This window comes from Pontitalea aquivivens (assembly GCF_046507575.1).
Classification (GTDB): Bacteria; Pseudomonadota; Alphaproteobacteria; order Rhodobacterales; family Rhodobacteraceae; genus Pontitalea; species Pontitalea aquivivens.
In genome coordinates this window covers 189563-212554 of record NZ_JBKFEY010000002.1, presented here as the reverse complement: position 1 = coordinate 212554, position 22992 = coordinate 189563, and the positions used below count along the sequence as shown (strand labels likewise).

Genomic DNA, 22992 nt, shown 5'->3' with positions numbered 1-22992 from the left:
AGCCAAGCCGGGCCGTGACGTCCAGAAAAAGCGATAAAACCCCGCCCCTTGACCGGCGGATATGTGTCTTTTCAGCCAAGCGCCGCCTCGGCGGCGATGCCAAGGCGCAACAGGCGGTGTTCGGCACCGGGGGCCGCCATCAGGCTTATGCCGGTGCAGGGCACCCCGGTGGGCAGCGTCAGCACGCACAGGCCCAGGATGTTGCCGATCCGGGTGTTGCGCAGCGCCAGCAGGTTTTCCGCCGCGAAATAGGCGGGATCCTGCAGCAGCCGTTCGGCATCGGGGGGCAGGATCGGCGCGGTGGGCACAAGCACGGCATCATAGCCCGCCGTAGCGGCAAGATAGGCGGCGCGGTGGCCTTCAAGCGCCGCCCAGCCGGCCACATAATCACAGGCCGCCACCCCGGCCCCGCCCCGGAACCGTTCCAGGATCGGGGGGAACATCTTGCCGGGGGCGGCCTCGATCACGTCCTTCCACAGGCCATAGGCTTCGGGCGCGAACAGGATGGGCGACAGGTCCATCGCCGGGGCAACCATCGGCAGGGCGCGCCGGTCGATCCGGGCGCCAGCGCGGGCCAGGCGATCAACGGCAGCCTCAAACCCCTTCACGGGCGCGTCGCGCGCGCCATCAAGGGGCAGCCCCTCCAGCACCAGCAGCCGGGCCGGTTTCAGATCAGCCCCGCGCAGATCGGGCGCCGGGGCCCCGTCCAGCGCGGCCAGCAGCAGCGCGCAATCCTCGACGCTGCGGGCGATGGGGCCGATCGTGTCAAAGCGCGCGCACAGCGGCACCGTGCCCCGCAGCGACAACCGCCCATGCGTGGTTTTCAGCCCCACCAGGTCGTTCCATGCCGCCGGAAGGCGCACCGACCCCCCGGTATCGGACCCAACCGCCGCCGCGGCCATGCCCAGCGCGACCGACACAGCCGCGCCCGAAGACGACCCCCCCGGCGCCAGCCGCGGATCGTGGGCATTGGGGGGCGTCGCGGTCATCGGGTTCACACCCAGGCCGGAAAAGGCCAGCTCGGTCATATGCGTCTTGCCCAGGCAGACCGTGCCCTGCAACGTCGCCATGGCCAGGACCGCCGCATCCGTTCGCGGGATGCGCCCCGCCAGCAGGCGCGAGCCTGCCTCGGTGCCAACGCCTGCGCTGTCGAACAGATCCTTCCACGACAGCGCCACACCATCCAGCGGGCCACGCCGCACACCCTGGCGGGCGCGGGCACGCGCGGCCTGCGCCTCGGCCCGGGCACGGTCCGGGGTCAGGCGGGCATAGATGCGCGCGCCGTCAGGCCCGCCCGCGGCCTCCAGATAGGCGTCAACCTGTTCAACCGGGTCCAGCTTGCCTGCGGCAATCGCCCGCCCCTGTTCTGCCGCTGTCAGCCTGTGCCAATCCATCCCGCGCCCTCCGCTTTGCGCCACGCTAGCGACAAGGCCACGCATGGACAATCCCGCCCGTCACGCCATATTGGCGGGCATGAAACATGATTCCGACGTGATCATTGCAGGCGGCGGGCTGAACGGCCCGGCCTTGGCGCTGGCGCTGGCCCGGGCCGGGCTTTCGGTGACGGTGGTCGATGCCGCCCCCGCGCGCCGCCGGGGCGGGGATGCATTCGACGGGCGCGCCTATGCGCTGGCGATCGCCTCGCAGAAACTTCTGGCCGCGATCGACATCTGGCCTGCGGTCGCCGATCAGGCGCAGCGCCTGAACGAGGTCAAGGCCAGCGATGGCCATGCCGGCGAAGGCCCCGCGCCTTTCTTTTTGCATTTCGACAGCCGCGAACTGGACAGCGGCCCCGTGGGCTACATGCTGGAAGACCGCTTCCTGTATCGCGCCTTCCTTTCCGCCATGCGGGCCACGCCGGGGATCACCCTGATCCATGACACCGCCGTCACCGCCCAAGAGGTCGCCCCCGGCGGGATCAGCGTCACCCTGTCGGACGGGCGCACCCTGTCCGCGCGCATTCTGGTGGGGGCGGATGGGCGGAAATCGGGGGTGGCCGAACGCGCCGGCATCACCCGCAGCGGCTGGGATTATGGTCAGGTCGCGCTGGTCGCGGCGATTGAACATGAAAAGCCCCACCACGGCATCGCGCATCAGTTCTTCATGCCCACCGGGCCGCTGGCGATCCTGCCGCTGCCGGGCAACCGCTGTTCCATCGTCTGGAGCGAGGCCGCCGCGAATGCCGCAACCATCGCCGCGCTGGATGATGACGATTTCCTGGCGGTGCTACGCCCCCGCTTTGGTGATTTTCTGGGACAGATCCGGCTGGCCGGGCCCCGCTTCAGCTATCCGTTGAACCTGACGCTGGCCAATGCCTATGTCACCCCGCGCGTGGCGCTGGTGGGCGATGCGGCGCATGGCGTCCACCCGATCGCCGGGCAGGGCCTGAACCTGGGCCTGCGCGATGTGGCGGCGCTTGCCGAGGTTCTGGTCGAGGCGATGCGGCGAGGTGAGGATATCGGCGCGATCGACGTTCTGGAACGCTATCAGGGCTGGCGGCGGTTCGATGCGACCACCCTGGCCTTGGGGATGGATGCGATGAACCGGCTGTTTTCCAACGACAACCCCATTCTGCGCCTGGGCCGTGACCTTGGCATGGGGGTGGTGCAGGCGATCGGGCCGTTGCGGCGCGGCTTCATGCGGCAGGCCGCGGGCCTGTCGGGCGATCTGCCACGCCTGCTGCAGGGCCTGCCGCTTTAATCCAGGCGGCGGGCCTCATCCTCAAGCATGATCGGGATGCCACCGCGGATCGGATAGGCAAGACCCGCAGCCTTCGAGACAAGTTCCATCCGGTCGGCATCGAACTGTAGCGTCGTCTGGGTGACCGGGCAGACCAGCGCCTCCAGCATGCGGCGGTCATAGGGCTGTCGCGGATCGGTCACTGCAACCTCTCTTCCCCACCGCCATGCAGGGCGAATTCCAGCAGCGTCACCAATGTCTCGCGCCGGTTCTGCAGGGCCGGCGCCTCCAGCAGGGCCTGCTTGTCCTCGGGTTCCAGCGGCAGCATCATCGACAGCGAATTCAGCAGCAATTCATCTTCGGCCTCGCGCAGTGCCTCCCAGTCGGTATCAAGGCCCTGCGCGGCGAAATAGCGGCCCAGCAGGTCCAGAAACCCGTCGCGATCAAAGCCGGGGTCGGTTTCGGCCCGGCCCAGATCGCGGGTGAAATCAGACCAGCCGACCTCGGCGCGGAGATAGGGGGTAAAGCCGGTGACCTCACGCATCAGACGAAACCGCGAGATACCCGAGAGGGTGATCATGTAGCGCCCGTCCTCGGTTTCCGAAAACCCGGTCAACCGGCCCGCGCAGCCGATGGCGTTCATCCGCGCCTCGCCATGCGGGCCCTTGCGCGGCTGGATCATGCCGATCAGCCGGGTGGGGGTCTTCATGCAATCTTCCAGCATCTGCAGATAACGCGGTTCGAAGATATGCAGGGGCAACCGGGCGCGCGGCAACAGCAGCGCCCCGGTCAACGGGAACAAGGGAATGGTATCGGGCAGGTCGCCGGGCTTTATCATCGTCAAGAACCTAGGTCGCACGCGACCTTAGGCAAATATCATCGACGACAGGCGACGACGCCCCTTCTGCACGATCGGGTCGGTGGGCTTGAGCGCATCGAAGATGGTGAACAGCTGCGTCTTTGCCGCCCCTTCGTTCCAGTCGCGGTCGCGGCGGAACAGGTCCAGCAGCTGATCGACCGCCTGTTCGACCTGCCCCGCGGCGAACAGAGCCTGGGCATAGTCGAAGCGGGCCTGATGGTTGGCCGGATCGGCATTCACCGCGGCCTCCAGCTCGCCCAGCGGACCAGCTTCGGCGGCTTGACGGGCCAGCGCAAGCTGCGCCCGCGCAGCCTCGACCGGGGCGGCGGTGGCGATCTTGGCGGGCACACCGGCCAGGAAGGCATCGGCCTGATCCAGATTGCCCAGTGCGATATGCGCGCGCACCAGCCCGCCAAAGGCATCGGCGTTTTCCGCATCCTCGCCCAGAATGGCGGCAAAGGTTTCGGCGGCATCCACGGCCGCGCCTTCGGCCAGCATCGTCTCGGCGGCCTCGACAGCCTCGGCCAGGCCACCATCACCGGCCAGAGCGGCCAGCTTTTCAACGAATTTCTTCAGTTCCGACCCCGGCAAAGCGCCCTGAAAGCCATCGACCGGCTGACCCTGCCAGAAGGCATAGACCGTCGGGATCGACTGCACCCGCATCTGACCCGCGATCATCTGGTTTTCGTCCACGTTGATCTTGACCATCACGACCTTGCCCTTGGCGTCATTCACCGCCGCCTCAAGCGCGGGGCCAAGCTGACGGCAGGGGCCGCACCACGGCGCCCAGAAATCCACGATCACCGGGACGGTCATGGACTTGTCGATCACCTCGTCCATGAAATTGGCTTCGGTCACGTCTTTCACGGGTTCGGAATGGGCGGGTTGTGCTTGGGTGCCAAACATCTTCGGGCTCCTCTGGAAATCGGTTGTTCCCTATATGCGCGCGCGCCGCGCCGCCGCCAAGGGTCAGAGATCAAAAGTCGCGAAAACCGGGGCGTGATCGGACGGCTGTTCCCATCCCCGCGCCGCCCGCAACACGCGTGAACCATGCGCGGCGCTGGAAATGTCGGGCGTGGCCCAGATGTGATCCAGCCGGCGGCCCTTGTCGGCAGCATCCCAGTCGGGGGAACGATAGGACCACCACGAATACAACAGCCCCTGTGGAATGTCCTGGCGGGTGATGTCGACAAAATGGCCTGCATCCCGGGTCTGGGCCAGATGCTCGACCTCGATCGGGGTGTGGCTGACGATCTTCAGCAATTGTTTGTGGTTCCAGACGTCATCCTCACGCGGGGCGATGTTCAGATCGCCCACAAGGATCGCCTTTTGCGGCCGGTCGGCGTGGAAATCGTCACGCATATGGGTCAGGAAGTCCAGTTTCTGGCCGAACTTCACATTCTGTTCGCGGTCGGGAATGTCGCCGCCCGCGGGGACATAGAAATTGTGGATGGTGACGCCGTTTTCCAGCCGCGCGGCCACATGGCGGGCATGGCCCAGCCCGGCGTAATCGCCCGCCCCCGCCTCGGCGATCGGCAGGCGCGACAGGATCGCCACGCCGTTATAGCCCTTTTGCCCGCGCGCCACGATCCAGTTGTAGCCCAGCGCCCGGAACGCATCGAGCGGGATCTTGTCCACCGGGCTCTTGCATTCCTGCAGGCACAGGATGTCGGGCGCCTCTTCGGCCAGAAGGCGCGCCACCAGCCCCTCGCGCAGGCGGACCGAGTTGATGTTCCAGGTGGCGAGGGTGAAGGTCATGGCAGTCTCCTTGAAAGCCGCGCGATACTGACGGACCGCGCGGCCAAGGGCAACCCGCTGCCGTCAGTCGGCCCAGCCGGAAATCGACTTGACGTCGAGAAATTCCTCAATCCCCCAATGCCCGCCCTCGCGCGCCCGCCCCGAGGCCCTGACACCGCCGAAGGGCGCGCCCGCGCCCCGGCTTTGGCCGTTCATCTCGACCATGCCGGATTTCAACAGCCGCGCCAGACGGTTCCGACGCGCGCCATCCTGGCTTTGGACATAGTTGGTCAGGCCATAAGGCGTATCGTTGGCGATGCGCAGGGCCTCTTCCTCGGTGTCGAAGGGCATGATCGACAGGACGGGGCCAAAGATTTCCTCGCGCATGATCGTCATGTCGGGGGTGCAGTCGGCAAAGACCGTGGGGCGCACGAAGAAGCCCCGGTTCAGACCGTCGGGCCGCCCCGGGCCGCCCGCGACCAGCCGCGCGCCCTCGGCGATGCCCTTTTCGATCAGGCCCTGGATCTTTTCATACTGCGCCTTGTTCACCACCGGGCCGATGTGCCGCCCGGGTTCGGATGCCGGGCCGACACTGGTGGCCTCGGCGGTTTCGCGCGCGATTTCCACCGCGCGGTTATAGATACCGCGTTCCACCAGCATCCGGGTCGGCGCATTGCATGACTGGCCCGAATTGTTGAAGCAATGCCGCACGCCACGCTGCACCGCCTTGTCGTCGGCATCGGCGAAAATCAGGTTCGCACCCTTGCCGCCCAATTCCAGGCAGACGCGTTTCAGCGTATCCGCAGCGGCCTTGCTGATCGCGATGCCCGCGCGGGTCGATCCGGTGAAAGAAATCATCTCGACATCCGGGTGGGTGGACAGCTGCGTGCCGACCCCCATGCCATCGCCGTTCACCAGGTTGAACACACCCGCCGGCACGCCCGCCGCATCGATGATTTCCGCGAACAGCAGCGAGGACAGTGGCGATTCTTCGGACGGTTTCAGCACCATGGTGCAGCCCGCCAGCAGCGCCGGGATCACCTTCAGCGTGACCTGGTTCATCGGCCAGTTCCACGGCGTGATCAGGCCGACCACGCCCACCGGCTCCATCGCGATCATCGCGCCGGGGGCATGCGGGCCCAGCGGGCGCAGAAACCGAAAGTCGCGGAAGGCGGTGATGAAGTTCTGGATGTGGCTTGCCCCGGCCTCAACCTGTGCGGACCGCGCCAGATCTACCGGCGCCCCCATTTCCAGGCTGATCGCCTGGGCCATATCCTCGGCGCGGGCGCGATAGATCTGCAGGATGCGTTCGACGCATGCCAGCCGCCCTGCCGGGTCGGTCAGCGCCCAGGCCGGCAACGCCGCCTTGGCCGCGGCCACCGCCGCATCGGTATCGGCCGCATCGCCCAGCGAGATCACCGCACAGGGTTCTTCGGTCGAGGGGTCGATCACCTGATGATCGCGCGCGGCCGCCGGGGTGATCCACCTGCCGTCAATGTAGAAATCACGCTTGAAAATCATTCCAGCCTCCGTTTGCGGCAAGGTGGCATCCGAAACGGGCGGATGCAATGCACGAGAACATTGTTTCGGATGGCAACGGCAGGGCGCTATTTCATCCCATTTTCAAGCCGCCACAATGCAGTGGGATGCAATTTTGTTCTTCACCCCTTAAGTAGGGCCCGAACCATCCAGGTAAGGAGACCACCATGGGCCTGCGCATCAACGACATCGCCCCCGACTTCACCGCCGACTCGACCGCAGGTCAGATCCGGTTCCATGACTGGATCGGCGACAGCTATGCGATCATTTTCAGCCACCCGCGCGACTTTACCCCGGTCTGCACCACCGAATTCGGCGCCGTGGCACAGCTGGCCGGTGAATGGGCCAGGCGCAACACCAAGGTTGTGGGCGTATCGGTCGATTCGGTCGCGGATCACCAGAAATGGAAGCGCGACATTGAAGCCTTTGGCGGCGCGCCGGCGGATTTCCCGATCATCGACGACACCAGCCTGACGGTGGCCAAGGCCTTCGACATGCTGCCCGCCGAATACTACCTGCCGACCGAGGGGCGCACGCCCGCGAACACCGCCACGGTGCGCACCGTCTATATCATCGGCCCCGACAAGAAGGTACGCCTGACGATGACCTACCCGATGTCGGTGGGCCGCAACTTTGCGGAAATCCTGCGCGCGCTGGACGCGGTGCAGGCCACCGACAACGCCCCCTTCGCCACCCCGGCCAACTGGGTGCCCGGTCAGGACGTGATCGTGGCGCTTTCGGTCTCGACCGAGGATGCAAAGGCGCGCTTCGGAGAGGTGGACGTGAAACTGCCCTACCTGCGCACCGTCAAGCGCCCGGCCTGAAAGGCGGCGCGGAAATGCAAAAGGCCCGGCGTTTGCCGGGCCTTTCACGTTTGCCGCCGGAAGGCATGCTTGTGCCAGCGGGCCAGGATCTTGTCCGTCATCAACCACCTTTGCTTGATCAGCCCGTAAAGCGGATGGCGCCCCTCGCGCGAGCGGCTGACATTGCCCGCGAAAATGTCGCTTTCCACCCCCGTCGTGCGCACGATCGGCGGCCAGACCGCAAGCCCCCGGTCGCTGCGGGTCAGCCAGTGGCGGAAATAATTGTCGACCGGCGCGAAGATACGCCCGTGCCCGGCAACGAAGGCCTGCGCCCCCTTCCGCGACCACAAGAGACCCGAGGTCATCATCGGAAAATAATGCGCGCGGGTAAGCGCATGCCCGGCCTGCGGGTCCCCGAAATGGGCCAGCGGCGTATAGATCTTGTGTTTGTTCGGGCCAAGATTGACCAGATCCCAGTCGATCGGGCGGGCCGAAAGCCAGCCGATCATCTGCGCAAGGATTTCCGCGGCACCGGAAACCAGCTCCATGTCATCTTCCAGCACGATGCCGAAGGGCGCTGCACCCTCGGCCACCCGCCGGGCGGCCCGCAGATGGCTGAGATAGCAGCCGATCTCGCCCCCCCGCAGGGGCCGGCCCATGTATCGCTGCGCGGCGCGGGCATCGTAATCGGGGAACTCCTCCGGGCGCAAACTGCGCCCGTCGAAGGCGGGCAGGCGCTCGAACGCGAGCCCCGCCGCCCCGAGCTGGGCCGAGGCCGAGGCCAGCCGGTCGTCGGACCCATCAAGGTTGATGACGAAAACCGGAACCGGCGCCATCAGAACAATCCAAGAAATTTCTTCCGCTTCGGCGGCACCAGATCAAGGATCGCCAAATAACGGTCGAAATCATGGCGCCCCGCAAGAACCCCTTCGGCGACCGCCAGGAACAGTTCCATGGATTGCTGCCTGCGCGCCTCGAACAGGTGGAAGAATTCGTTCTCTCCGTAGAAGGTGCCGATCCCGTAAACGCCATACTGGGCCAGGCTCCAGCGCGGAGAGATGGAGAATTTCGGCCAGATCAGCGACACCGGAATCCCTGCCTCTTCGGCGCGGAGGGTCAGGATCTGGGCAACATCCGAGCGGTTCGTCCGGCTCATGTCCGGGGCACCGGCCTGCTTGTAGATGTCGCGCCTGACCGACAGGAACATCGGCGCGGCATAGATGTGATCGGGGTTCTTGTGATTGGCAACCTGCGCCAGCCCGGAAACGCTGCCGCCCATGGCGGCATCGGTCAGCCGCCGGTATCCCGCCAGGCAAAGCGGGAAGGCGTCGATATCGGCAACTACGGCAAGGTTTCCAAGGCTGTCGTCGCGCATGATCCTGGTCAGCCATCCGGCATGATCAAGCGAATCGTCCAGCTGCTGCACAAGCGGGATTCCCAGATGCGCAAAAACCGAGGCCTGAGCCTCGACGATCCTGCGATCGACATTGCTTTGATAGAACGTGTAGGTGGTCGGAATATCTGACATGTCTTCCCAGCCTTCAGGAAATTCGGTTATTCAATACGGCAGCCCCGGCCGCAAGTGCGGGGGCTGCCGTCAAGGCTGGACCGGAAAGCTCAGCCTTCCGCCGATTCCTCTTTCTTCTCGGGGGCGATCTCTTCGCCGGTCTCCTGATCGACCATCTTCATGCCAAGGCGCACCTTGCCACGGTCGTCAAAGCCCAGAAGCTTGACCTTCACTTCCTGCCCTTCCTTCAGCAGTTCGTTCGGGTGGTTCAGCCGCTTGTTGGCGATCTGGGACACATGGACCAGACCGTCGCGTTTGCCGAAAAAGTTCACGAAGGCACCGAAATCGACCAGTTTCACCACCTTGCCGGTGTAGATCTTGCCTTCTTCCGGCTCTGCCACGATCGAATAGATCATGTCATAGGCCTTCTTGATGGAATCGGCATTGGCCGAGGCGATCTTGATCACGCCGTCGTCGTTGATGTCGACCTTGGCGCCCGAAACCTCGACGATCTCGCGGATGACCTTGCCGCCCGAGCCGATCACTTCGCGGATCTTGTCGGTCGGGATCGTCATCGTCTCGATCCGCGGCGCATGGGCCGAGAATTCCTGACGGCCGGCGGACAGCGCCTTGTTCATCTCGCCCAGGATGTGCATCCGGCCATCCTTGGCTTGCGCAAGCGCCTGTTCCATGATCGCGGGGGTGATGCCCGCGACCTTGATGTCCATCTGCAGGCTGGTGATGCCCTCGGCGGTGCCGGCCACCTTGAAGTCCATATCGCCCAGGTGATCCTCATCGCCGAGAATGTCGGTGAGAACGGCGTAGCGGCCGTCTTCTTCAAGGATCAGGCCCATGGCCACACCCGCGACCGGCGCCTTCAGCGGCACGCCCGCATCCATCATCGACAGCGACCCGCCGCAGACCGACGCCATCGAGGACGAGCCGTTCGATTCCGTGATCTCGGACACGACGCGGATCGTGTAGGGGAAATCGGTCGCCGCCGGCAAAACCGCCTGCAGCGCGCGCCAGGCAAGCTTGCCATGGCCGATTTCGCGGCGACCGGGCGAACCCACGCGGCCAACCTCGCCCACCGAATAGGGCGGGAAGTTGTAGTGCAGCAGAAAGTTCGAACGGCTGTTGCCATGCAGCGCGTCGATGATCTGTTCGTCATCGCCGGTGCCCAGCGTGGTCACGACAAGGCCCTGCGTCTCACCACGGGTGAACAGCGCCGAACCGTGGGTGCGCGGCAGGATCCCCACTTCCGACACGATCGGGCGCACGGTGCGGTTGTCGCGCCCGTCGATGCGCGCGCCACCGTTGATGATGTCGCCGCGCAGGATCGACGATTCCAGCTTCTTGAAGGCCGAACCCAGGTTGATGTCGGCCAGTTCCTCATCGGACAGCGCGGCCTTGACCGCATCGCGGGCCGCCGAAATGGCGTTCTGACGCTCTTGCTTGTCCTTGATCGCAAAGGCGGCGCGCATCTGCGCCTCGCCCGCGGCCTTCACCTTGGCATACAGCGCCGAATAATCCGGCGGGGTGAAGTCAAAGGGCTCTTTCGCGCAGTCTTCGGCGAAATCGATGATCAGGTCGATCACCGGCTGCATCGCCTCATGGCCGAACTTCACGGCGCCCAGCATCTCGGCTTCCGAAAGCTCATAGGCTTCGGATTCGACCATCATCACCGCGTCCTTGGTGCCGGCGATGACCAGATCCAGCCGCTGTTCAGGGTTTTCGCGCAGCTTCTGCATGTCGTCGACGGCAGGGTTCAGCACATATTCGCCGTTGGCAAAGCCCACGCGCGCGGCACCGATCGGGCCCATGAACGGCACGCCCGAAACCGTCAGCGCGGCCGAGGCGGCAATCATCGCCACGATATCGGGTTCATTTTCAAGGTCATGGCTCAGGACGGTGCACATCACCAGCACTTCGTGCTTGAAGCCATCGACGAACAGCGGGCGGATCGGACGGTCGATCAGACGCGAGGTCAGCGTCTCTTTTTCGGACGGGCGCGCCTCACGCTTGAAAAAGCCGCCCGGGATCTTGCCGGCGGCATAGTATTTTTCCTGGTAATGAACGGTCAGCGGGAAGAAATCCTGCCCCGGCTTCGCTTCTTTCGCGAATGTCACGTTGGCCATGACCGAGGTTTCCCCCAGCGTCGCGATGACCGAACCGTCCGCCTGACGGGCGACCTTGCCGGTTTCCAGCGTCAGCGTTTCTTCGCCCCACTGGATCGATTTCCTGGTGATATTGAACATCAGCTTTTCCTATCGTCGCGCAGGGACCCTCCCCGCGCCTGTTTGCGTACGGGCCCCATGCCCGTGGCCTCTTTTCCTTTCACGGCTGCGCCCCATAAGGCCCGGTGGGGAGGCCGACACCCGGACATCCCGTCCAGGTCGAAAGAGAAACGCGCCCCGAAGGGCGCGTCCCTGGATCAGCGGCGCAGGCCCAGACGCTCGATCAGCTTGGCGTAGCGCGCTTCGTCCTTGCCCTTCAGATAGTCCAGCAGCTTGCGGCGCTGGGCCACCATCATCAGAAGACCACGACGAGAGTGGTTGTCCTTCTTGTGGGCCTTGAAATGTTCCGTCAGCGTCGCAATACGCGACGACAGGATCGCCACCTGGACTTCCGGCGAACCGGTGTCGCCTTCCTTGGTCGCGTATTCCTTGATCAGACGGGCTTTTTCTTCAACGGTAATCGACATCGGGGTCTCCTTGTCGGTTAGAGGGATGGCGCAGGCCGGGATGTCGTCCAGCAAGGCCCATGGAGCATCCGCCAAAGGCGGCGGATGCGCGCGTATAAGGGAATTTTGCCGAAAAGGGAAGCCTGTTTCACAGGCCCGGCAGGCACCCCGGGCCGCTTAGCGCGCAAAGGCGCCCTGCGGCATGATCAGCAGATCACCTGCCGTCAGTTGCGGCGCATTCAGAACCTCGGCGATCCTGGCGCCGTTCAGCATGATCACCGCCATATCCGCCCCCGCAGCCTCGACCGTCAGGTCCGGCATCGGGGGATTCCCGTCCCAGACGATGGCGATCCGGTCTTCGGCGGGGTTGAAATCGGTTATTCTGGCCGGGGTATCGGCACCGTCCCAATCGGCAATCGCGAACAGATCGCCGCCCTCGCCGCCATGCGCCCAATCACCCGGGCCTGCCAGCAGGATGTCGGCCCCTTCCCCGCCATTCAGAAGGTCGGGCGCATCGGCTTCATCCGCGTCCGAAAGGCCGGTGATCCAGTCATCCCCGGCGCCACCGAACAACTCATCCGCACCGGGGCCACCGTCCAGCGTGTCATCACCCGCCGCGCCTTCAAGCGTATCATCACCTGGCCCGCCCAGCAGAAGGTCGGCCCCGGCGCCGCCGATCAGGCTGTCGTCACCCGGCCCTCCCTCAAGATTGTCGTCACCGAAATGGCCCGCCAGAAGATCGTTGCCCGCGCCCCCCTGGATCGTGTCATCACCGGCCTCGCCGATCAGGCTGTCGTCACCCGGACCACCAAGGATCACATCGTCATCCGCGCCACCAACCAGCACATCGTGCCCCGGCCCGCCTTCAAGCCTGTCTTCCCCGGCATATCCGTTCAGCTGATCATCGCCGACGCCGCCCGACAGAACATCGCCCTCTGCCCCGCCCCAGGCAATCGTGTCAGACACCGGCACAGACGGCGCCGTATCAGACGCACCATCCTCAGGCCCGGCACCGCCGCCCGGCTCTTGCGATCCCGGCGCGGGCGCAAGCCCGATCGACACACCCGCGACCAGCAATCCAAGCAGCCCCGAAATCAGAAACATGACCCACACACCCCTTACCGGCCATCACGCGGGCAACACCACCCCTTCGGCCGTTCAGACTTTCTTAGCACAGTCTGCGGGACCATGGGTTAACACGGACGCCCTCACCACCGTTCCGGCTGGCGATCGTAGCCGATATACAACGGATGCCTGGGCGCACCTGCGCCGGTCAGCCCCAGATGGAACAAATCATGCCCCGAGGCGCGCAGCATCCGTTCAACCGCAGCGCCGCGCCCCAGATGCGCGCCATGCGCGCCCCAGGCGCAGATGACCCGGTGCCCCGATGCACCCGCCCAGTCCAGGCTTTCCAGGATCGCCGCGTCATTGCCGGGGCCCACCGGATCAGCCTGCGCCCGCATCACCTTGGGATCCGTCGCGCGGAAAGCAAAGATGTTCACCACCCGAAACGCCCCGAAGCCCAGCCGGCGCGCGCGCCGCTCGCACCGCTCGACGGTCGGGTCGTTCTGCGCTTCGGTGGCGGTGGAGGGGTTCAACAGCACGAACAAGACGCGCGCCCCGCCCCCATCCCAGGTGCGGGTCAACAGGTAACGATAGCGTTCGCAATCGGAATAAACGGCGGTCGAGGCGGCATCGCCCTTCTGATGATGGCGTGTGATCATGTGTTCTTCTCGGCCCTGCAGCGCGACTTGACAACCCTCGGCGCCCGGACCTGGCTGCGGAAGCCTCCGGCAGGAGTATTTTTGCCAAGAAGAAACAGATGCCGCTTCTTCTTGGCAAAAATACTCATTCGCCCGCGCCGCCCGTGATCCGTCAGAGGTTGAAGACCCGGCTGGGGTGCAACTCGCCCGACTTGTAGATACCCACGGCGATGGGTTTGCCCTGAAAACTTGCCCAGGCCTCATCGCCGTAATCGGCATCGGCCGCGATCACCATGCCTGGATTGCCGTTCCTGAGCCGCGCCGCGCCCTCGGGGGTGGCGCGCAGTTCTGGCAGGTCGGCAAGGCCCGTTTCCAGCGACAGGACCCTGGCGTCCAGATCCGGCGTGCGGGCAAGGCGGTCGACATCCTCCAGCGATAGCCCGTCTTCAGCCTCAAAGGGGCCCGACCATACCCGGCGCAGCCAGAGCACATGTCCCATGCAGCCCAGCGCCCGCCCCAGGTCACGCGCGATGGACCGCACATAGCCCCCCTTGCCGCAGACCATTTCCAGTTCGACCGTATCCGCATCAGGGCGCGCCACCTGCACCAGGCTTTCCACATAAAGCGGGCGGGCGGCGAGGTCCATTTCCTCGCCCGCACGGGCCAGGTCATAGGCGCGCTCCCCCTCGACCTTGACGGCGGAAAACTGCGGGGGAACCTGCTGGATGTCGCCCACGAAGGCAGGCAGGGCGGCGGCGATATCCGCGTCGGTCGGACGCATGTCCGAGGTGGCGACCACCGCGCCTTCGGCATCGTCGGTATTGGTCGCGGCGCCAAGGCGCACGGCGAAGCGATAGCATTTCAGCGCATCGGTGATGTAGGGCACTGTCTTCGTCGCCTCGCCCAGCGCCACGGCCAGAACGCCGGTCGCCGCCGGATCCAGCGTGCCCGCATGACCCGCCTTTTTCGCGTCCAGCGCCCAGCGCACCTTGTTGACCACGGTGGTCGAGGTGACGCCTGCGGGTTTGTCCACCACCAGCCAGCCGGAAATGTCGCGACCCTTCTTGCGAGCCATGGTGCCCTCCTGTTCCGAAAGGCCGCGTGCTAGCCCAAGGCCCCGCGCGCGTCAATCGCGGGTGACGACCCCGATGATCGGGCCCATCGGCACGCCAGGGTCCGCACGCCCCAGTTCCGGCGCGACCAGCCGCGAGACCGAACCGTCCAGATACAGCGCATCCGGCGCGCCCAGTTCATCGCGGAACAGCCGGGCAAAGCGGTGGAAGGTCACCGGCGCGTCCGAGATCGCGAACCAAGCGGTCTGCCCGTCCGCAGATACGCCCACGCCGTTGCGGATGTTCAGGCTGTCGCTGTCGGGCAGAAAGCGGGGGTGCAGCGCGCCCCCGATCACCAGCATCGGGCCGGATTGGGTGGCGATGCGGCAGGCGGGCGCGTCATTCGCAAAGCGGCGCGATTCGATCACCGCAAACCCCTGATCGGCGCAGAAGACGCCGTTGGGCAGCATGCCGAAGTTTCCCGGACCCTCGGCGGTGACGATCGGCGCGACCTTTGCCCCGTTCTCGACATGAAGCCCCACGGGGCGGCGGTCGGGGTGATACATGCCCGCGTTCATGGCAAAGGCCAGCGCCTCGCCTTCGGCCAGTTCCTTGGCCAGCCGTTCCGGGGTGCCGATCAGCCGCCCCTCGGAATCGTTCAGCCACAACCGCAGATCAGCGCCGGCCTGCACCTGACAGACGGTAAAGGGGGTGTCTTCGAAAACGATCGCCCGGCAGGTCTGGGCCCCCGCGGGGGTCGCCAGCGCCAGCAGGGCCGCGTTAATCCAGATCGTCTTCATCATCCGTGTCGGGTTGCGCAATGTCGCGCTGCACGCGTTCGTCGGCAAACATCCGCCGCGTTTCATCCAGCCGGTCAAACGTCTCATCCAGGCGAAACCGCAGTTCGGGCGCGAATTTCAGCGTCAGGGTGCGAGACACCAGGTGGCGCAGCTCGCCCTTGTTGCGGCGCAGCGCGGCCAGCATCTCTTCGGCGCCCTGCCCGCCCAGCGGCGTGACATAGGCGGTGGCCACCTTGAGGTCGGGCGAGGTCCGCACCTCGCCCACGGTGATCGAGATGCGGTTGAGGTCGGGGTCATGCACATCGCCACGCATCAGCACATCCGACAGGGTCCGCCGGATCAGCTCGCCCACGCGGAGCTGTCGTTGCGAGGGGCCATCGCCCGGGGAAAAACGGTTCTTTGCCATGCCCCCCATGTAGGCCAAGCCCGGCGCGCCCGCAACGGGCCTTTGCCAAGCGCGCGCCAAGCCGCTAAGGAAAGCCGATCACGAAGGAGAGAGACAGACATGACCGATCTGCCGGGTATCGTCATCACCGGGGTTTCGGGCCGGATGGGCCGGATGCTGGCCGCCACCGTATCCGCATCCGACAAGGCGCGGCTGGTGGGGGCGGTGGAACGCGCGGGCCATGACTGGATCGGGCAGGATCTGGGGGTGATGCTGGGCGGGCAGGCCAATGGCGTGACCGTGACCGATGACCCGCTGCTGGCATTTTCCCGCGCGCAGGCGGTGATCGACTTTACCGCCCCTGCGGCGACGGTGGAATTCGCGGCGCTGGCCGCGCAGGCGCGTGCGGTGCATGTGATCGGCACCACCGGCCTTGAGGCGGACCATCTGGCCCGGCTGAAGGCCGCGGCGCGCCATGCCGTGATCGTGCGCGCCGGCAACATGAGCCTGGGCGTCAACCTGCTGGTGCAACTGACGAAAAAGGTGGCACGCGCACTGGATGCCGACTGGGACATCGAGGTGATCGAAGCCCATCACCGGATGAAGGTCGACGCGCCCTCGGGCACGGCGCTGATGCTGGGCGAGGCCGCGGCCGAGGGGCGCGGCATCCAGCTGGAAGAAAATCGCGAATCGGGTCGCGATGGCATCACCGGCGCGCGCCGGCCCGGGGCGATCGGCTTTTCCGCGATCCGGGGCGGCGACATCGTGGGCGAACATGACGTGCTGTTCGCGGGCGCGGGGGAACGCATCGTGCTGCGCCACGTCGCCACGGATCGCGCGATCTTTGCCCGCGGCGCGCTGAAGGCCGCCCTGTGGGGCCAGACGCAGAAGCCCGGCGAATATGACATGATCAATGTCCTGGGGCTGGCGGACTGACACCCGCCCCGGGCGCGGCCCAACCCGGCGCGGCGGGCTAGAAATCGACCGCGATGCCCTTCTTTTCCCAATCGCCGAATCGCACCGGCTCGGGGCCGTCGCGACCGCCCAGTTCGGGCGGCAGGTCCAGCGCACGGGCGGCCTTGCGGCGCGCCTCGGCCTCGGCCAGCGCGCGTTGCGCGGCTGCGGGCAGGTCTTTTTGCGGCTCGTCGGTCATCCGGGCGTTCCTTGGCGGGCCTTCCTTGGCAATGGTCGGGGCATGATATAGGGCCGGGACGCGGGCGCAACAAGGCGAAGGGTCGCGGGGCATGAGCAGGACGGATGCGGCGCGCCGGGCGGCGCTGGGGCTGATCACGGGCGTGACCGAGGGGCGGCAGGCGCTGTCCGATCAATTGGCGGCAGGCGCGCTTGCAACGCTGGAACCGGCCGACCGCGCGCGCGCGCAGCGTCTGGCGCTGACCACGCTGCGCCATCTGGGGCGGGCCGATGCGGTGCTGAAGCCGCATCTGCGCAAGGCCCCCCCCGCCGACCTGCGCGCGCTTCTGCGCCTGGCCACCGTCGAGATGCTGGAAGAAGGCGCCCCACCGCATGGTGTGGTTCATGCCGCCGTTGCGCTGGCGCGGGCGGGCGGGCGGCGCACCGAAGGTTATGCCGGGATGGTCAATGCCGTGCTGCGCCGGGTGGCCGAAACCGGCCCCGCGCTTTGGCCCACCCTGCCCGCGCCGGCGCTGCCCGGCTGGCTGCGCGGGCGACTGATGTCGGCCTGGGGCAAGACGGCGGTGCAGGCGATGGAGGCCGCGCATCTGGCCGGGGCACCGCTGGACCTGACGCCACGGGATGGCGATGCCGCAACGCTGGCGGGGCGGTTGGGCGGGGTGGCACTGCCGACCGGGTCGGTCCGGCTGGCGGCGCGCGGCCAGGTGTCGGACCTGCCCGGCTTTGCCGAGGGCGCCTGGTGGGTGCAGGATGCCGCGGCCGCGCTGGCCGCGCGTATCCTGGCCCCGCAGCCGGGTGAACGGGTGCTGGATCTGTGCGCCGCACCGGGCGGCAAGGCGATGCAGATGGCCGCCGCGGGGGCCACGGTGACGGCGCTGGACATTTCCGCCCCGCGTATGGCGCGGCTGCACGACAACCTGACGCGCTGCGGGCTGGCGGCGCAGACCGTGGTGGCCGATGCGCTGGACTGGGTGCCCGATGCGCCCTTTGACGCGATCCTGCTGGACGCGCCCTGTTCGGCCACCGGCACGATCCGCCGCCACCCCGATCTGCCCTTTGTCAAGGACCCCGCCGGGCTGAAGGATCTTGTCGCGCTGCAGGCCCGGCTGCTGGACCGTGCGCTGGACTGGCTGGTTCCGGGCGGGCGGCTGGTGTTCTGCACCTGCTCGCTTCTGCCCGATGAAGGCGAGGCACAGATCCGCGCCGCACTGGACCGGCACCCGGGCCTTGGTATCCTGCCCCCCGACCTGCCGGGCCTGGACCCGCAGTGGCGCAGCCCCGAGGGCGGCCTGCGGCTGCGCCCCGATCAATGGGCCGGTCGCGGCGGGCTTGACGGCTTTTACATCGCCGCCCTGCATGTGCCCGCCGAGGCGGGGAATTGAACGGTGACAGCGCAGGGGGGCCGCACTATGGTGCCCCCGGCATGAGGCGGCACGAAACGGGACAACCGGCGGGATCATGGCAGGGCGAGTCACGCGGCAGGGACAGGCGGCAGGCGGCCTTTCGGGGCGCGCGGATCGGGTGCTGACCCGGCTGGCGGCGCGACTCGCGGCGCGCGCGCGCCCGGCAACCGGCTTTGTCAGCCAGCCCGAACCGCGCACCATCGGATCTTTCGCGCGCGGACGTCAGCTGATCGCCGGCAATTTCCTGTTCGCGGGCTTCCTGATCGAGGGGCCCGGCACTGGCCTTTGGGATTTGCCGATGCCCGACCCGGCCTTTGAAGAGGCGCTGCATGGCGGCGCCTGGCTGGACGATCTGGCCGCCGTCGGCGACCGCGAGGCGCGGGTGCGCGCCCAGGCCTGGGTGTTTGACTGGATCGCCCGTTTCGGCACCGGCAAGGGCCCGGGCTGGACCCCCGATCTGACGGGACGGCGGCTGATCCGCTGGATCAACCACGCGATCCTGTTGCTGAACGGACAGGACCGCGCCGCCGCCGACCGTTTCTTTCGCAGCCTTGGCCAGCAGACCATTTTTCTTTCCCGGCGTTGGAAAGCGGCCTCGCCCGGTCTGCCACGCTTTGAGGCGCTGACGGGTCTGGTCTATGCCGGCCTGTCGCTGACCGGGATGGAACGCCTGGCAGGCCCCGCCGCGGCCGCGCTGGCGCGTGAATGCGGCGATCAGATCGATGCCCAGGGCGGCATCCCCACCCGCAATCCCGAAGATCTGCTGGAGGTGATGACCCTGCTGACCTGGGCTGCCGCCGCCCTGTCGCAGGCCGGGCGCACCCCCGCCCCCGCGCATCTGGCCGCGATCGAGCGCATCGCCCCCACCCTGCGCGCCCTTCGCCATGCCGATGGCGGGCTTGCGCGCTTTCACGGCGGCGGGCGCGGCGGCGAAGGCCGGCTGGATCAGGCGCTGGCACAATCCGGGGTGCGGGCGGGGCCAAGGGCCACGGCCACGATGGCGGCGGGTCTGGCGATGGGATTTGCGCGGCTGCATGGCGGTCGCACCACGGTGATCGTGGATGCCGCGGCCCCGCCGCAGGGGCGGGCCTCGGCCAATGCCCATGCCGCGACGCTGGCATTTGAGCTGACGTCGGGGCGGCGCCCGCTGATCGTCAATTGCGGTTCGGGCGCGGGCTTCGGGGTCGACTGGCATCGTGCCGGGCGCGCCACGCCCAGCCATTCCACACTGGGGATCCGGGGGTATTCCTCGTCGCGGCTGGGCCCCGACGGGATGCTGGGGCGCGGCACGCGCGGGCTTTTGACCGAGGTGCCGCAACAGGTGTGGGTGCAACCGGAACCCGATTGCGACGGCACCCGCGTGCTGTGCGGCCATGATGGCTATGTGCCGACCCACGGCATGACCCATGTGCGCGATCTGGACCTGTCATCCGATGGCCGGACCCTGCGGGGCACCGATACGCTGGGCGCGATGACGCCCGGGGATCGCAAGCGATTTGAGGTGCTGTTCGACCGCACCGGCCTGCAAGGCATCCCCTTTGCGATCCGTTTTCACCTGCATCCCGATGTGGATGCCACACTGGATCTGGGCGGGGCGGCCGTGTCCATGGCGCTGAAATCGGGCGAAATCTGGGTGTTCCGCCATGACGGCACCGGCGATCTGACGCTGGAACCTTCGGTCTATCTGGAAAGCGGGCGGCTGCGCCCGCGTGCCACGCGCCAGATCGTGCTTACGGCGCGGGTTCTGGATTATGCCTGCCAGTTGGGCTGGACCTTGGCGAAAGCACAGGATACGCCCGCGGCGTTACGCGACATCGGTCCCGATGCCCCACCCCCTACCGACGATTGACCCAGAAGGACTGCCATCCCCATGACCAACCTCGTGCCCCTTCGCCGTGCGCTGATTTCCGTTTCCGACAAGACCGGGCTGATCGATTTTGCCCGGGCCCTGGCCGCGCAAGAGGTGGAATTGCTGTCCACCGGCGGCACCGCAAAGGCGCTGCGCGATGCGGGGCTGGCGGTGCGCGACGTGGCCGAGGTGACCGGCTTCCCCGAGATGATGGATGGCCGCGTCAAGACGCTGCACCCCAATGTCCACGGCGGCCTGCTGGCGCTGCGCGACAATGACGAACATCTGGTCGCCATGGCGGCCCACGGCATCGAGCCGATCGACCTGCTGGTGGTCAACCTGTATCCGTTCGAACAGACCGTGGCCCGTGGCGGCGATTACGCCGATTGCATCGAGAACATCGACATCGGCGGCCCCGCCATGATCCGGGCTGCGGCCAAGAACCACGCCTTTGTCGCCACCATCGTCGATGTCCAGGATTATGACGCGGTGCTGGCCGAACTGGCCGCCAATGACGGGCGCACATCGCTGGCGTTCCGTCAGCATCAGGCGCAGATCGCCTATGCCCGCACCGCCGCCTATGACGCCGCCGTGTCCACCTGGATGGCCGGCGCGATCGGGCAGGAAACGCCGCGCCGACGCGCCTTTGCCGGAACGCTGGCCCAGACCCTGCGCTATGGCGAAAACCCGCATCAGCAGGCGGCTTTCTACCTGGACGGATCAAACCGCCCGGGCGTGGCCACGGCGAAACAGTGGCAGGGCAAGGAACTGTCCTACAACAACATCAACGACACCGATGCGGCCTTTGAACTGGTCGCGGAATTCGGCGCCGACGCCCCGGCCTGTGCGATCATCAAGCACGCCAACCCCTGCGGCGTGGCAACCGGCGCCACCCTGACCGAGGCCTATGCCCGGGCCTTCGATTGCGACCGCACCTCGGCCTTCGGCGGCATCATCGCGCTGAACCAGGTCCTGGATGGCGCAACGGCCGAAGAGATCTGCAAGATTTTCACCGAGGTCGTGATCGCCCCCGATGCCAGCGATGAGGCCCGCGCGATCTTTGCCGCGAAAAAGAACCTGCGGCTGCTGACCACCGGCGCCCTGCCCGACCCGAAGGCGGCGATCACCACCTATCGTCAGGTCGCGGGCGGGTTCCTGGTGCAGGGCAAGGACAATGGCGCAATCACGCGCGCGGATCTGAAGGTTGTCACCAAGCGCCAGCCGACGGAACAGGAACTGCAGGATCTGCTGTTCGCCTGGAAGGTCGCCAAGCACGTCAAGTCGAACGCGATCATTTATGTCAGGGACGGCGCCACGGTGGGCGTCGGCGCCGGTCAGATGAGCCGCGTTGACAGCACCCGCATCGCCGCCCGCAAGGCACAGGACATGGCCGAGGTGATGGGCCTGCCCGCGCCGCTGACCAGGGGGTCCGTCGTGGCCTCGGATGCGTTCTTTCCCTTTGCCGACGGGCTGATCACCGCCGCCGAGGCCGGCGCCACGGCAATCATCCAGCCGGGCGGGTCGATGCGCGACCAGGAAGTGATCGATGCCGCCAATGAACGCGGGCTGGCGATGGTCTTTACCGGGATGCGGCATTTCCGGCACTGATGCGCATTGGCCGGGGGCTGCGCGGGTCCGGACCGCGGATGCCTCCGGCGGGAGTATTTGGTCCAAGAAGAAGAGGCGGGGTTCATGCGTCTGGCGGCGAAGGTGGCGGCGGCGGTTCTGCTGCTTGATCAGGTCAGCAAATATGCCGTTGTGCATGGGCTGGGCCTTGACCGGAGGCTGGTGGTCGAGGTGCTGCCACCATGGATCAATCTGCGCATGGCGTGGAACCAGGGTATCAATTTCGGCCTGTTTTCGGGTGAAAGCGATCTGGCGCGCTGGGTGCTGATCGGCGTGGCGCTGGCCGTTTCCGCCTGGATCTGGATCTGGGTGGCGCGCAGCCCGCACCGGGGGATCGTGCAGGTTTCGGCCGGGCTTCTGGTGGGCGGCGCGATCGGCAATGTGATCGACCGGCTGATGTACGGGGCGGTCGCCGATTTTCTGAACATGTCGACGCCCTGGTTCGATAACCCCTATTCGTTCAACGTGGCCGATATCACGATCTTCCTTGGCGCCGCGGGGCTGGTGTTGTTCACCGGGCAGGAGGGCGAGGACAAGGGCAAGGGCGGGTCCGCCAGGCACTAGCGTGCGGCATGCGGGCGCGATGCCTTTCCCCCGTGACGCGCGCTGCCACATGCGCTAAGAGGGGCGGAACGGGGGCGAACGGATGAGGGAATGGCCCATGCAGGCAAGGATCGGCAGAAGCGCGATTGCACTTGCGGCGGTTCTGATGCTGGCCGCCTGCGGCGACAAGGGTGAGCCACAACTGATGAACCTGCGTTCGGCCACCCAAGGGCCGGATGAATTCGGCATCCTGCCCACCAAACCCCTGCAGATGCCCGCGGATCTTGCCGCCCTGCCGGAACCGGCGCCGGGCGGTGCGAACCTTACCGATCCGACGCCGATGGCCGATGCGGTCGCAGCCCTTGGTGGCAACCCGGCCCGGGTTGCGCTGGCCGGCGCGCTGCCTGCGGCGGATGCGGGACTTGTGGCCCATGCCCGGCGGTTTGGCACCGCTGGCGACATTCGCGGCCAGCTTGCGGCAGAGGATGTCGCCTACCGGCGCGCAAACGATGGCCGGCTGCTGGAACGCATCTTTGATCTGAACACCTATTACCGCGCCTATGCCCCCATGTCGCTGGATCAGGAATCCGAGCTGGAACGCTGGCGCCGCGCGGGTCTGCGCACACCGGCAGCGCCCCCCGATCCGCGGCTTGACTGACACCGATCAACAAC

The 22992-nt window shown here is 66.7% G+C and carries 24 protein-coding genes; 8 read left to right on the top strand and 16 right to left on the bottom strand.

The genetic code is table 11. The features are described 5' to 3' along the window. Positions 1-71: 71 nt before the first annotated feature. A complete protein-coding gene (locus ACK8OU_RS04585; RefSeq protein WP_410302205.1) occupies positions 72-1394 on the bottom strand; it encodes an amidase in 1323 nt (440 codons plus the stop codon). 43 nt (positions 1395-1437) lie between these two features. Between ACK8OU_RS04585 and ACK8OU_RS04580 the strand changes: the two genes are divergently transcribed. Next, complete coding sequence (locus tag ACK8OU_RS04580; protein WP_410302204.1) at positions 1438-2700, top strand: UbiH/UbiF/VisC/COQ6 family ubiquinone biosynthesis hydroxylase; 1263 nt, start codon at positions 1438-1440, stop codon at positions 2698-2700. Here the strand turns inward: ACK8OU_RS04580 and ACK8OU_RS04575 are convergent. The 5 genes from ACK8OU_RS04575 to ACK8OU_RS04555 form a co-directional block, all read right to left on the bottom strand. Beyond that, a complete protein-coding gene (locus ACK8OU_RS04575; RefSeq protein ID WP_410302466.1) occupies positions 2697-2849 on the bottom strand; it encodes a Trm112 family protein in 153 nt (50 codons plus the stop codon). The two genes, ACK8OU_RS04580 and ACK8OU_RS04575, sit on opposite strands and share 4 nt — an antisense overlap. Positions 2850-2878: 29 nt before the next feature. After that, positions 2879-3517, bottom strand: coding sequence for an LON peptidase substrate-binding domain-containing protein (locus ACK8OU_RS04570; protein WP_410302203.1), 639 nt, complete (start codon positions 3515-3517; stop codon positions 2879-2881). A gap of 27 nt (positions 3518-3544) precedes the next feature. Then, on the bottom strand, positions 3545-4444 hold the full coding sequence (trxA, locus tag ACK8OU_RS04565; RefSeq protein WP_410302202.1) for a thioredoxin: 900 nt from the start codon (positions 4442-4444) through the stop codon (positions 3545-3547). 63 nt (positions 4445-4507) lie between these two features. Beyond that, positions 4508-5296, bottom strand: coding sequence for an exodeoxyribonuclease III (locus ACK8OU_RS04560; protein ID WP_410302201.1), 789 nt, complete (start codon positions 5294-5296; stop codon positions 4508-4510). Positions 5297-5359: 63 nt separating this feature from the next. Further along, positions 5360-6796 carry an aldehyde dehydrogenase family protein gene (locus ACK8OU_RS04555; RefSeq protein WP_410302200.1) on the bottom strand — a complete coding sequence of 479 codons (1437 nt, stop codon included), beginning with the start codon at positions 6794-6796 and terminating at the stop codon, positions 5360-5362. A gap of 185 nt (positions 6797-6981) precedes the next feature. Here ACK8OU_RS04555 and ACK8OU_RS04550 point away from each other — a divergent pair, with 185 nt between their 5' ends. After that, positions 6982-7638 carry a peroxiredoxin gene (locus ACK8OU_RS04550; RefSeq protein WP_410302199.1) on the top strand — a complete coding sequence of 219 codons (657 nt, stop codon included), beginning with the start codon at positions 6982-6984 and terminating at the stop codon, positions 7636-7638. Positions 7639-7682: 44 nt separating this feature from the next. Here ACK8OU_RS04550 and ACK8OU_RS04545 read toward each other — a convergent pair whose 3' ends face one another. The 9 genes from ACK8OU_RS04545 to rbfA form a co-directional block, all read right to left on the bottom strand. Beyond that, positions 7683-8453 (bottom strand): glycosyltransferase family 25 protein, encoded by a 771-nt coding sequence (locus tag ACK8OU_RS04545; RefSeq protein WP_410302198.1) that lies wholly within the window; start codon positions 8451-8453, stop codon positions 7683-7685. After that, positions 8453-9145 carry a hypothetical protein gene (locus ACK8OU_RS04540; RefSeq protein ID WP_410302197.1) on the bottom strand — a complete coding sequence of 231 codons (693 nt, stop codon included), beginning with the start codon at positions 9143-9145 and terminating at the stop codon, positions 8453-8455. Before ACK8OU_RS04540 ends, ACK8OU_RS04545 begins: the two co-directional genes overlap by 1 nt. An 89-nt stretch (positions 9146-9234) precedes the next feature. Then, on the bottom strand, positions 9235-11382 hold the full coding sequence (pnp, locus tag ACK8OU_RS04535) for a polyribonucleotide nucleotidyltransferase (RefSeq protein WP_410302196.1): 2148 nt from the start codon (positions 11380-11382) through the stop codon (positions 9235-9237). A 176-nt stretch (positions 11383-11558) separates the two neighbouring features. Next, positions 11559-11828, bottom strand: coding sequence for a 30S ribosomal protein S15 (gene rpsO, locus ACK8OU_RS04530; RefSeq protein ID WP_250041523.1), 270 nt, complete (start codon positions 11826-11828; stop codon positions 11559-11561). A gap of 156 nt (positions 11829-11984) precedes the next feature. Next, the gene (locus ACK8OU_RS04525) at positions 11985-12911 is read right to left on the bottom strand and encodes a calcium-binding protein (protein WP_410302195.1); all 927 of its coding nucleotides are present in this window, start codon (positions 12909-12911) and stop codon (positions 11985-11987) included. A gap of 104 nt (positions 12912-13015) precedes the next feature. Further along, on the bottom strand, positions 13016-13531 hold the full coding sequence (locus ACK8OU_RS04520) for a DUF1643 domain-containing protein (RefSeq protein ID WP_410302194.1): 516 nt from the start codon (positions 13529-13531) through the stop codon (positions 13016-13018). 151 nt (positions 13532-13682) lie between these two features. Then, positions 13683-14585, bottom strand: a complete 903-nt coding sequence (gene truB, locus ACK8OU_RS04515) for a tRNA pseudouridine(55) synthase TruB (RefSeq protein WP_410302193.1) — start codon at positions 14583-14585, stop codon at positions 13683-13685. 51 nt (positions 14586-14636) lie between these two features. Beyond that, the gene (locus ACK8OU_RS04510) at positions 14637-15365 is read right to left on the bottom strand and encodes a phosphodiester glycosidase family protein (RefSeq protein WP_410302192.1); all 729 of its coding nucleotides are present in this window, start codon (positions 15363-15365) and stop codon (positions 14637-14639) included. Further along, positions 15343-15768, bottom strand: coding sequence for a 30S ribosome-binding factor RbfA (rbfA, locus tag ACK8OU_RS04505; protein ID WP_410302191.1), 426 nt, complete (start codon positions 15766-15768; stop codon positions 15343-15345). The genes ACK8OU_RS04510 and rbfA overlap by 23 nt, the downstream gene beginning before the upstream one ends. Positions 15769-15867: 99 nt before the next feature. On the opposite strand from rbfA, the gene dapB reads away from it, so the two are divergent. Next, positions 15868-16683, top strand: coding sequence for a 4-hydroxy-tetrahydrodipicolinate reductase (dapB, locus tag ACK8OU_RS04500; protein WP_410302190.1), 816 nt, complete (start codon positions 15868-15870; stop codon positions 16681-16683). A gap of 37 nt (positions 16684-16720) precedes the next feature. Here the strand turns inward: dapB and ACK8OU_RS04495 are convergent, their stop codons facing one another. Continuing rightward, positions 16721-16900: a DUF1674 domain-containing protein gene (locus tag ACK8OU_RS04495; RefSeq protein ID WP_250041219.1), complete on the bottom strand. Its 180-nt coding sequence runs from the start codon at positions 16898-16900 to the stop codon at positions 16721-16723. A 91-nt stretch (positions 16901-16991) separates the two neighbouring features. On the opposite strand from ACK8OU_RS04495, the gene ACK8OU_RS04490 reads away from it, so the two are divergent. The 5 genes from ACK8OU_RS04490 to ACK8OU_RS04470 all read left to right on the top strand — a co-directional run bounded on the left by ACK8OU_RS04490 (position 16992) and on the right by ACK8OU_RS04470 (position 22978). Further along, the gene (locus ACK8OU_RS04490) at positions 16992-18281 is read left to right on the top strand and encodes an RsmB/NOP family class I SAM-dependent RNA methyltransferase (protein WP_410302189.1); all 1290 of its coding nucleotides are present in this window, start codon (positions 16992-16994) and stop codon (positions 18279-18281) included. A 76-nt stretch (positions 18282-18357) separates the two neighbouring features. Beyond that, positions 18358-20151: a heparinase II/III family protein gene (locus tag ACK8OU_RS04485; RefSeq protein ID WP_410302188.1), complete on the top strand. Its 1794-nt coding sequence runs from the start codon at positions 18358-18360 to the stop codon at positions 20149-20151. A 21-nt stretch (positions 20152-20172) separates the two neighbouring features. Next, positions 20173-21759, top strand: coding sequence for a bifunctional phosphoribosylaminoimidazolecarboxamide formyltransferase/IMP cyclohydrolase (gene purH / locus ACK8OU_RS04480; RefSeq protein WP_410302187.1), 1587 nt, complete (start codon positions 20173-20175; stop codon positions 21757-21759). An 84-nt stretch (positions 21760-21843) separates the two neighbouring features. Next, a complete protein-coding gene (gene lspA, locus ACK8OU_RS04475; RefSeq protein ID WP_410302186.1) occupies positions 21844-22341 on the top strand; it encodes a signal peptidase II in 498 nt (165 codons plus the stop codon). A 97-nt stretch (positions 22342-22438) separates the two neighbouring features. Further along, entirely contained in the window at positions 22439-22978 is a 540-nt protein-coding gene (locus ACK8OU_RS04470; protein WP_410302185.1) for a DUF3035 domain-containing protein, read from the top strand. Positions 22979-22992 lie beyond the last annotated feature (14 nt).

Coding starts and splice junctions, on each gene's coding strand:
- ACK8OU_RS04585 (WP_410302205.1), bottom strand. CDS start 1,394: ATGGATTGGCACAGGCTGACAGCGGCAGAACAGGGGCGGGCGATTGCC.
- ACK8OU_RS04580 (WP_410302204.1), top strand. CDS start 1,438: ATGGACAATCCCGCCCGTCACGCCATATTGGCGGGCATGAAACATGAT.
- ACK8OU_RS04575 (WP_410302466.1), bottom strand. CDS start 2,849: ATGCTGGAGGCGCTGGTCTGCCCGGTCACCCAGACGACGCTACAGTTC.
- ACK8OU_RS04570 (WP_410302203.1), bottom strand. CDS start 3,517: ATGATAAAGCCCGGCGACCTGCCCGATACCATTCCCTTGTTCCCGTTG.
- trxA (WP_410302202.1), bottom strand. CDS start 4,444: ATGTTTGGCACCCAAGCACAACCCGCCCATTCCGAACCCGTGAAAGAC.
- ACK8OU_RS04560 (WP_410302201.1), bottom strand. CDS start 5,296: ATGACCTTCACCCTCGCCACCTGGAACATCAACTCGGTCCGCCTGCGC.
- ACK8OU_RS04555 (WP_410302200.1), bottom strand. CDS start 6,796: ATGATTTTCAAGCGTGATTTCTACATTGACGGCAGGTGGATCACCCCG.
- ACK8OU_RS04550 (WP_410302199.1), top strand. CDS start 6,982: ATGGGCCTGCGCATCAACGACATCGCCCCCGACTTCACCGCCGACTCG.
- ACK8OU_RS04545 (WP_410302198.1), bottom strand. CDS start 8,453: ATGGCGCCGGTTCCGGTTTTCGTCATCAACCTTGATGGGTCCGACGAC.
- ACK8OU_RS04540 (WP_410302197.1), bottom strand. CDS start 9,145: ATGTCAGATATTCCGACCACCTACACGTTCTATCAAAGCAATGTCGAT.
- pnp (WP_410302196.1), bottom strand. CDS start 11,382: ATGTTCAATATCACCAGGAAATCGATCCAGTGGGGCGAAGAAACGCTG.
- rpsO (WP_250041523.1), bottom strand. CDS start 11,828: ATGTCGATTACCGTTGAAGAAAAAGCCCGTCTGATCAAGGAATACGCG.
- ACK8OU_RS04525 (WP_410302195.1), bottom strand. CDS start 12,911: ATGTTTCTGATTTCGGGGCTGCTTGGATTGCTGGTCGCGGGTGTGTCG.
- ACK8OU_RS04520 (WP_410302194.1), bottom strand. CDS start 13,531: ATGATCACACGCCATCATCAGAAGGGCGATGCCGCCTCGACCGCCGTT.
- truB (WP_410302193.1), bottom strand. CDS start 14,585: ATGGCTCGCAAGAAGGGTCGCGACATTTCCGGCTGGCTGGTGGTGGAC.
- ACK8OU_RS04510 (WP_410302192.1), bottom strand. CDS start 15,365: ATGATGAAGACGATCTGGATTAACGCGGCCCTGCTGGCGCTGGCGACC.
- rbfA (WP_410302191.1), bottom strand. CDS start 15,768: ATGGCAAAGAACCGTTTTTCCCCGGGCGATGGCCCCTCGCAACGACAG.
- dapB (WP_410302190.1), top strand. CDS start 15,868: ATGACCGATCTGCCGGGTATCGTCATCACCGGGGTTTCGGGCCGGATG.
- ACK8OU_RS04495 (WP_250041219.1), bottom strand. CDS start 16,900: ATGACCGACGAGCCGCAAAAAGACCTGCCCGCAGCCGCGCAACGCGCG.
- ACK8OU_RS04490 (WP_410302189.1), top strand. CDS start 16,992: ATGAGCAGGACGGATGCGGCGCGCCGGGCGGCGCTGGGGCTGATCACG.
- ACK8OU_RS04485 (WP_410302188.1), top strand. CDS start 18,358: ATGGCAGGGCGAGTCACGCGGCAGGGACAGGCGGCAGGCGGCCTTTCG.
- purH (WP_410302187.1), top strand. CDS start 20,173: ATGACCAACCTCGTGCCCCTTCGCCGTGCGCTGATTTCCGTTTCCGAC.
- lspA (WP_410302186.1), top strand. CDS start 21,844: ATGCGTCTGGCGGCGAAGGTGGCGGCGGCGGTTCTGCTGCTTGATCAG.
- ACK8OU_RS04470 (WP_410302185.1), top strand. CDS start 22,439: ATGCAGGCAAGGATCGGCAGAAGCGCGATTGCACTTGCGGCGGTTCTG.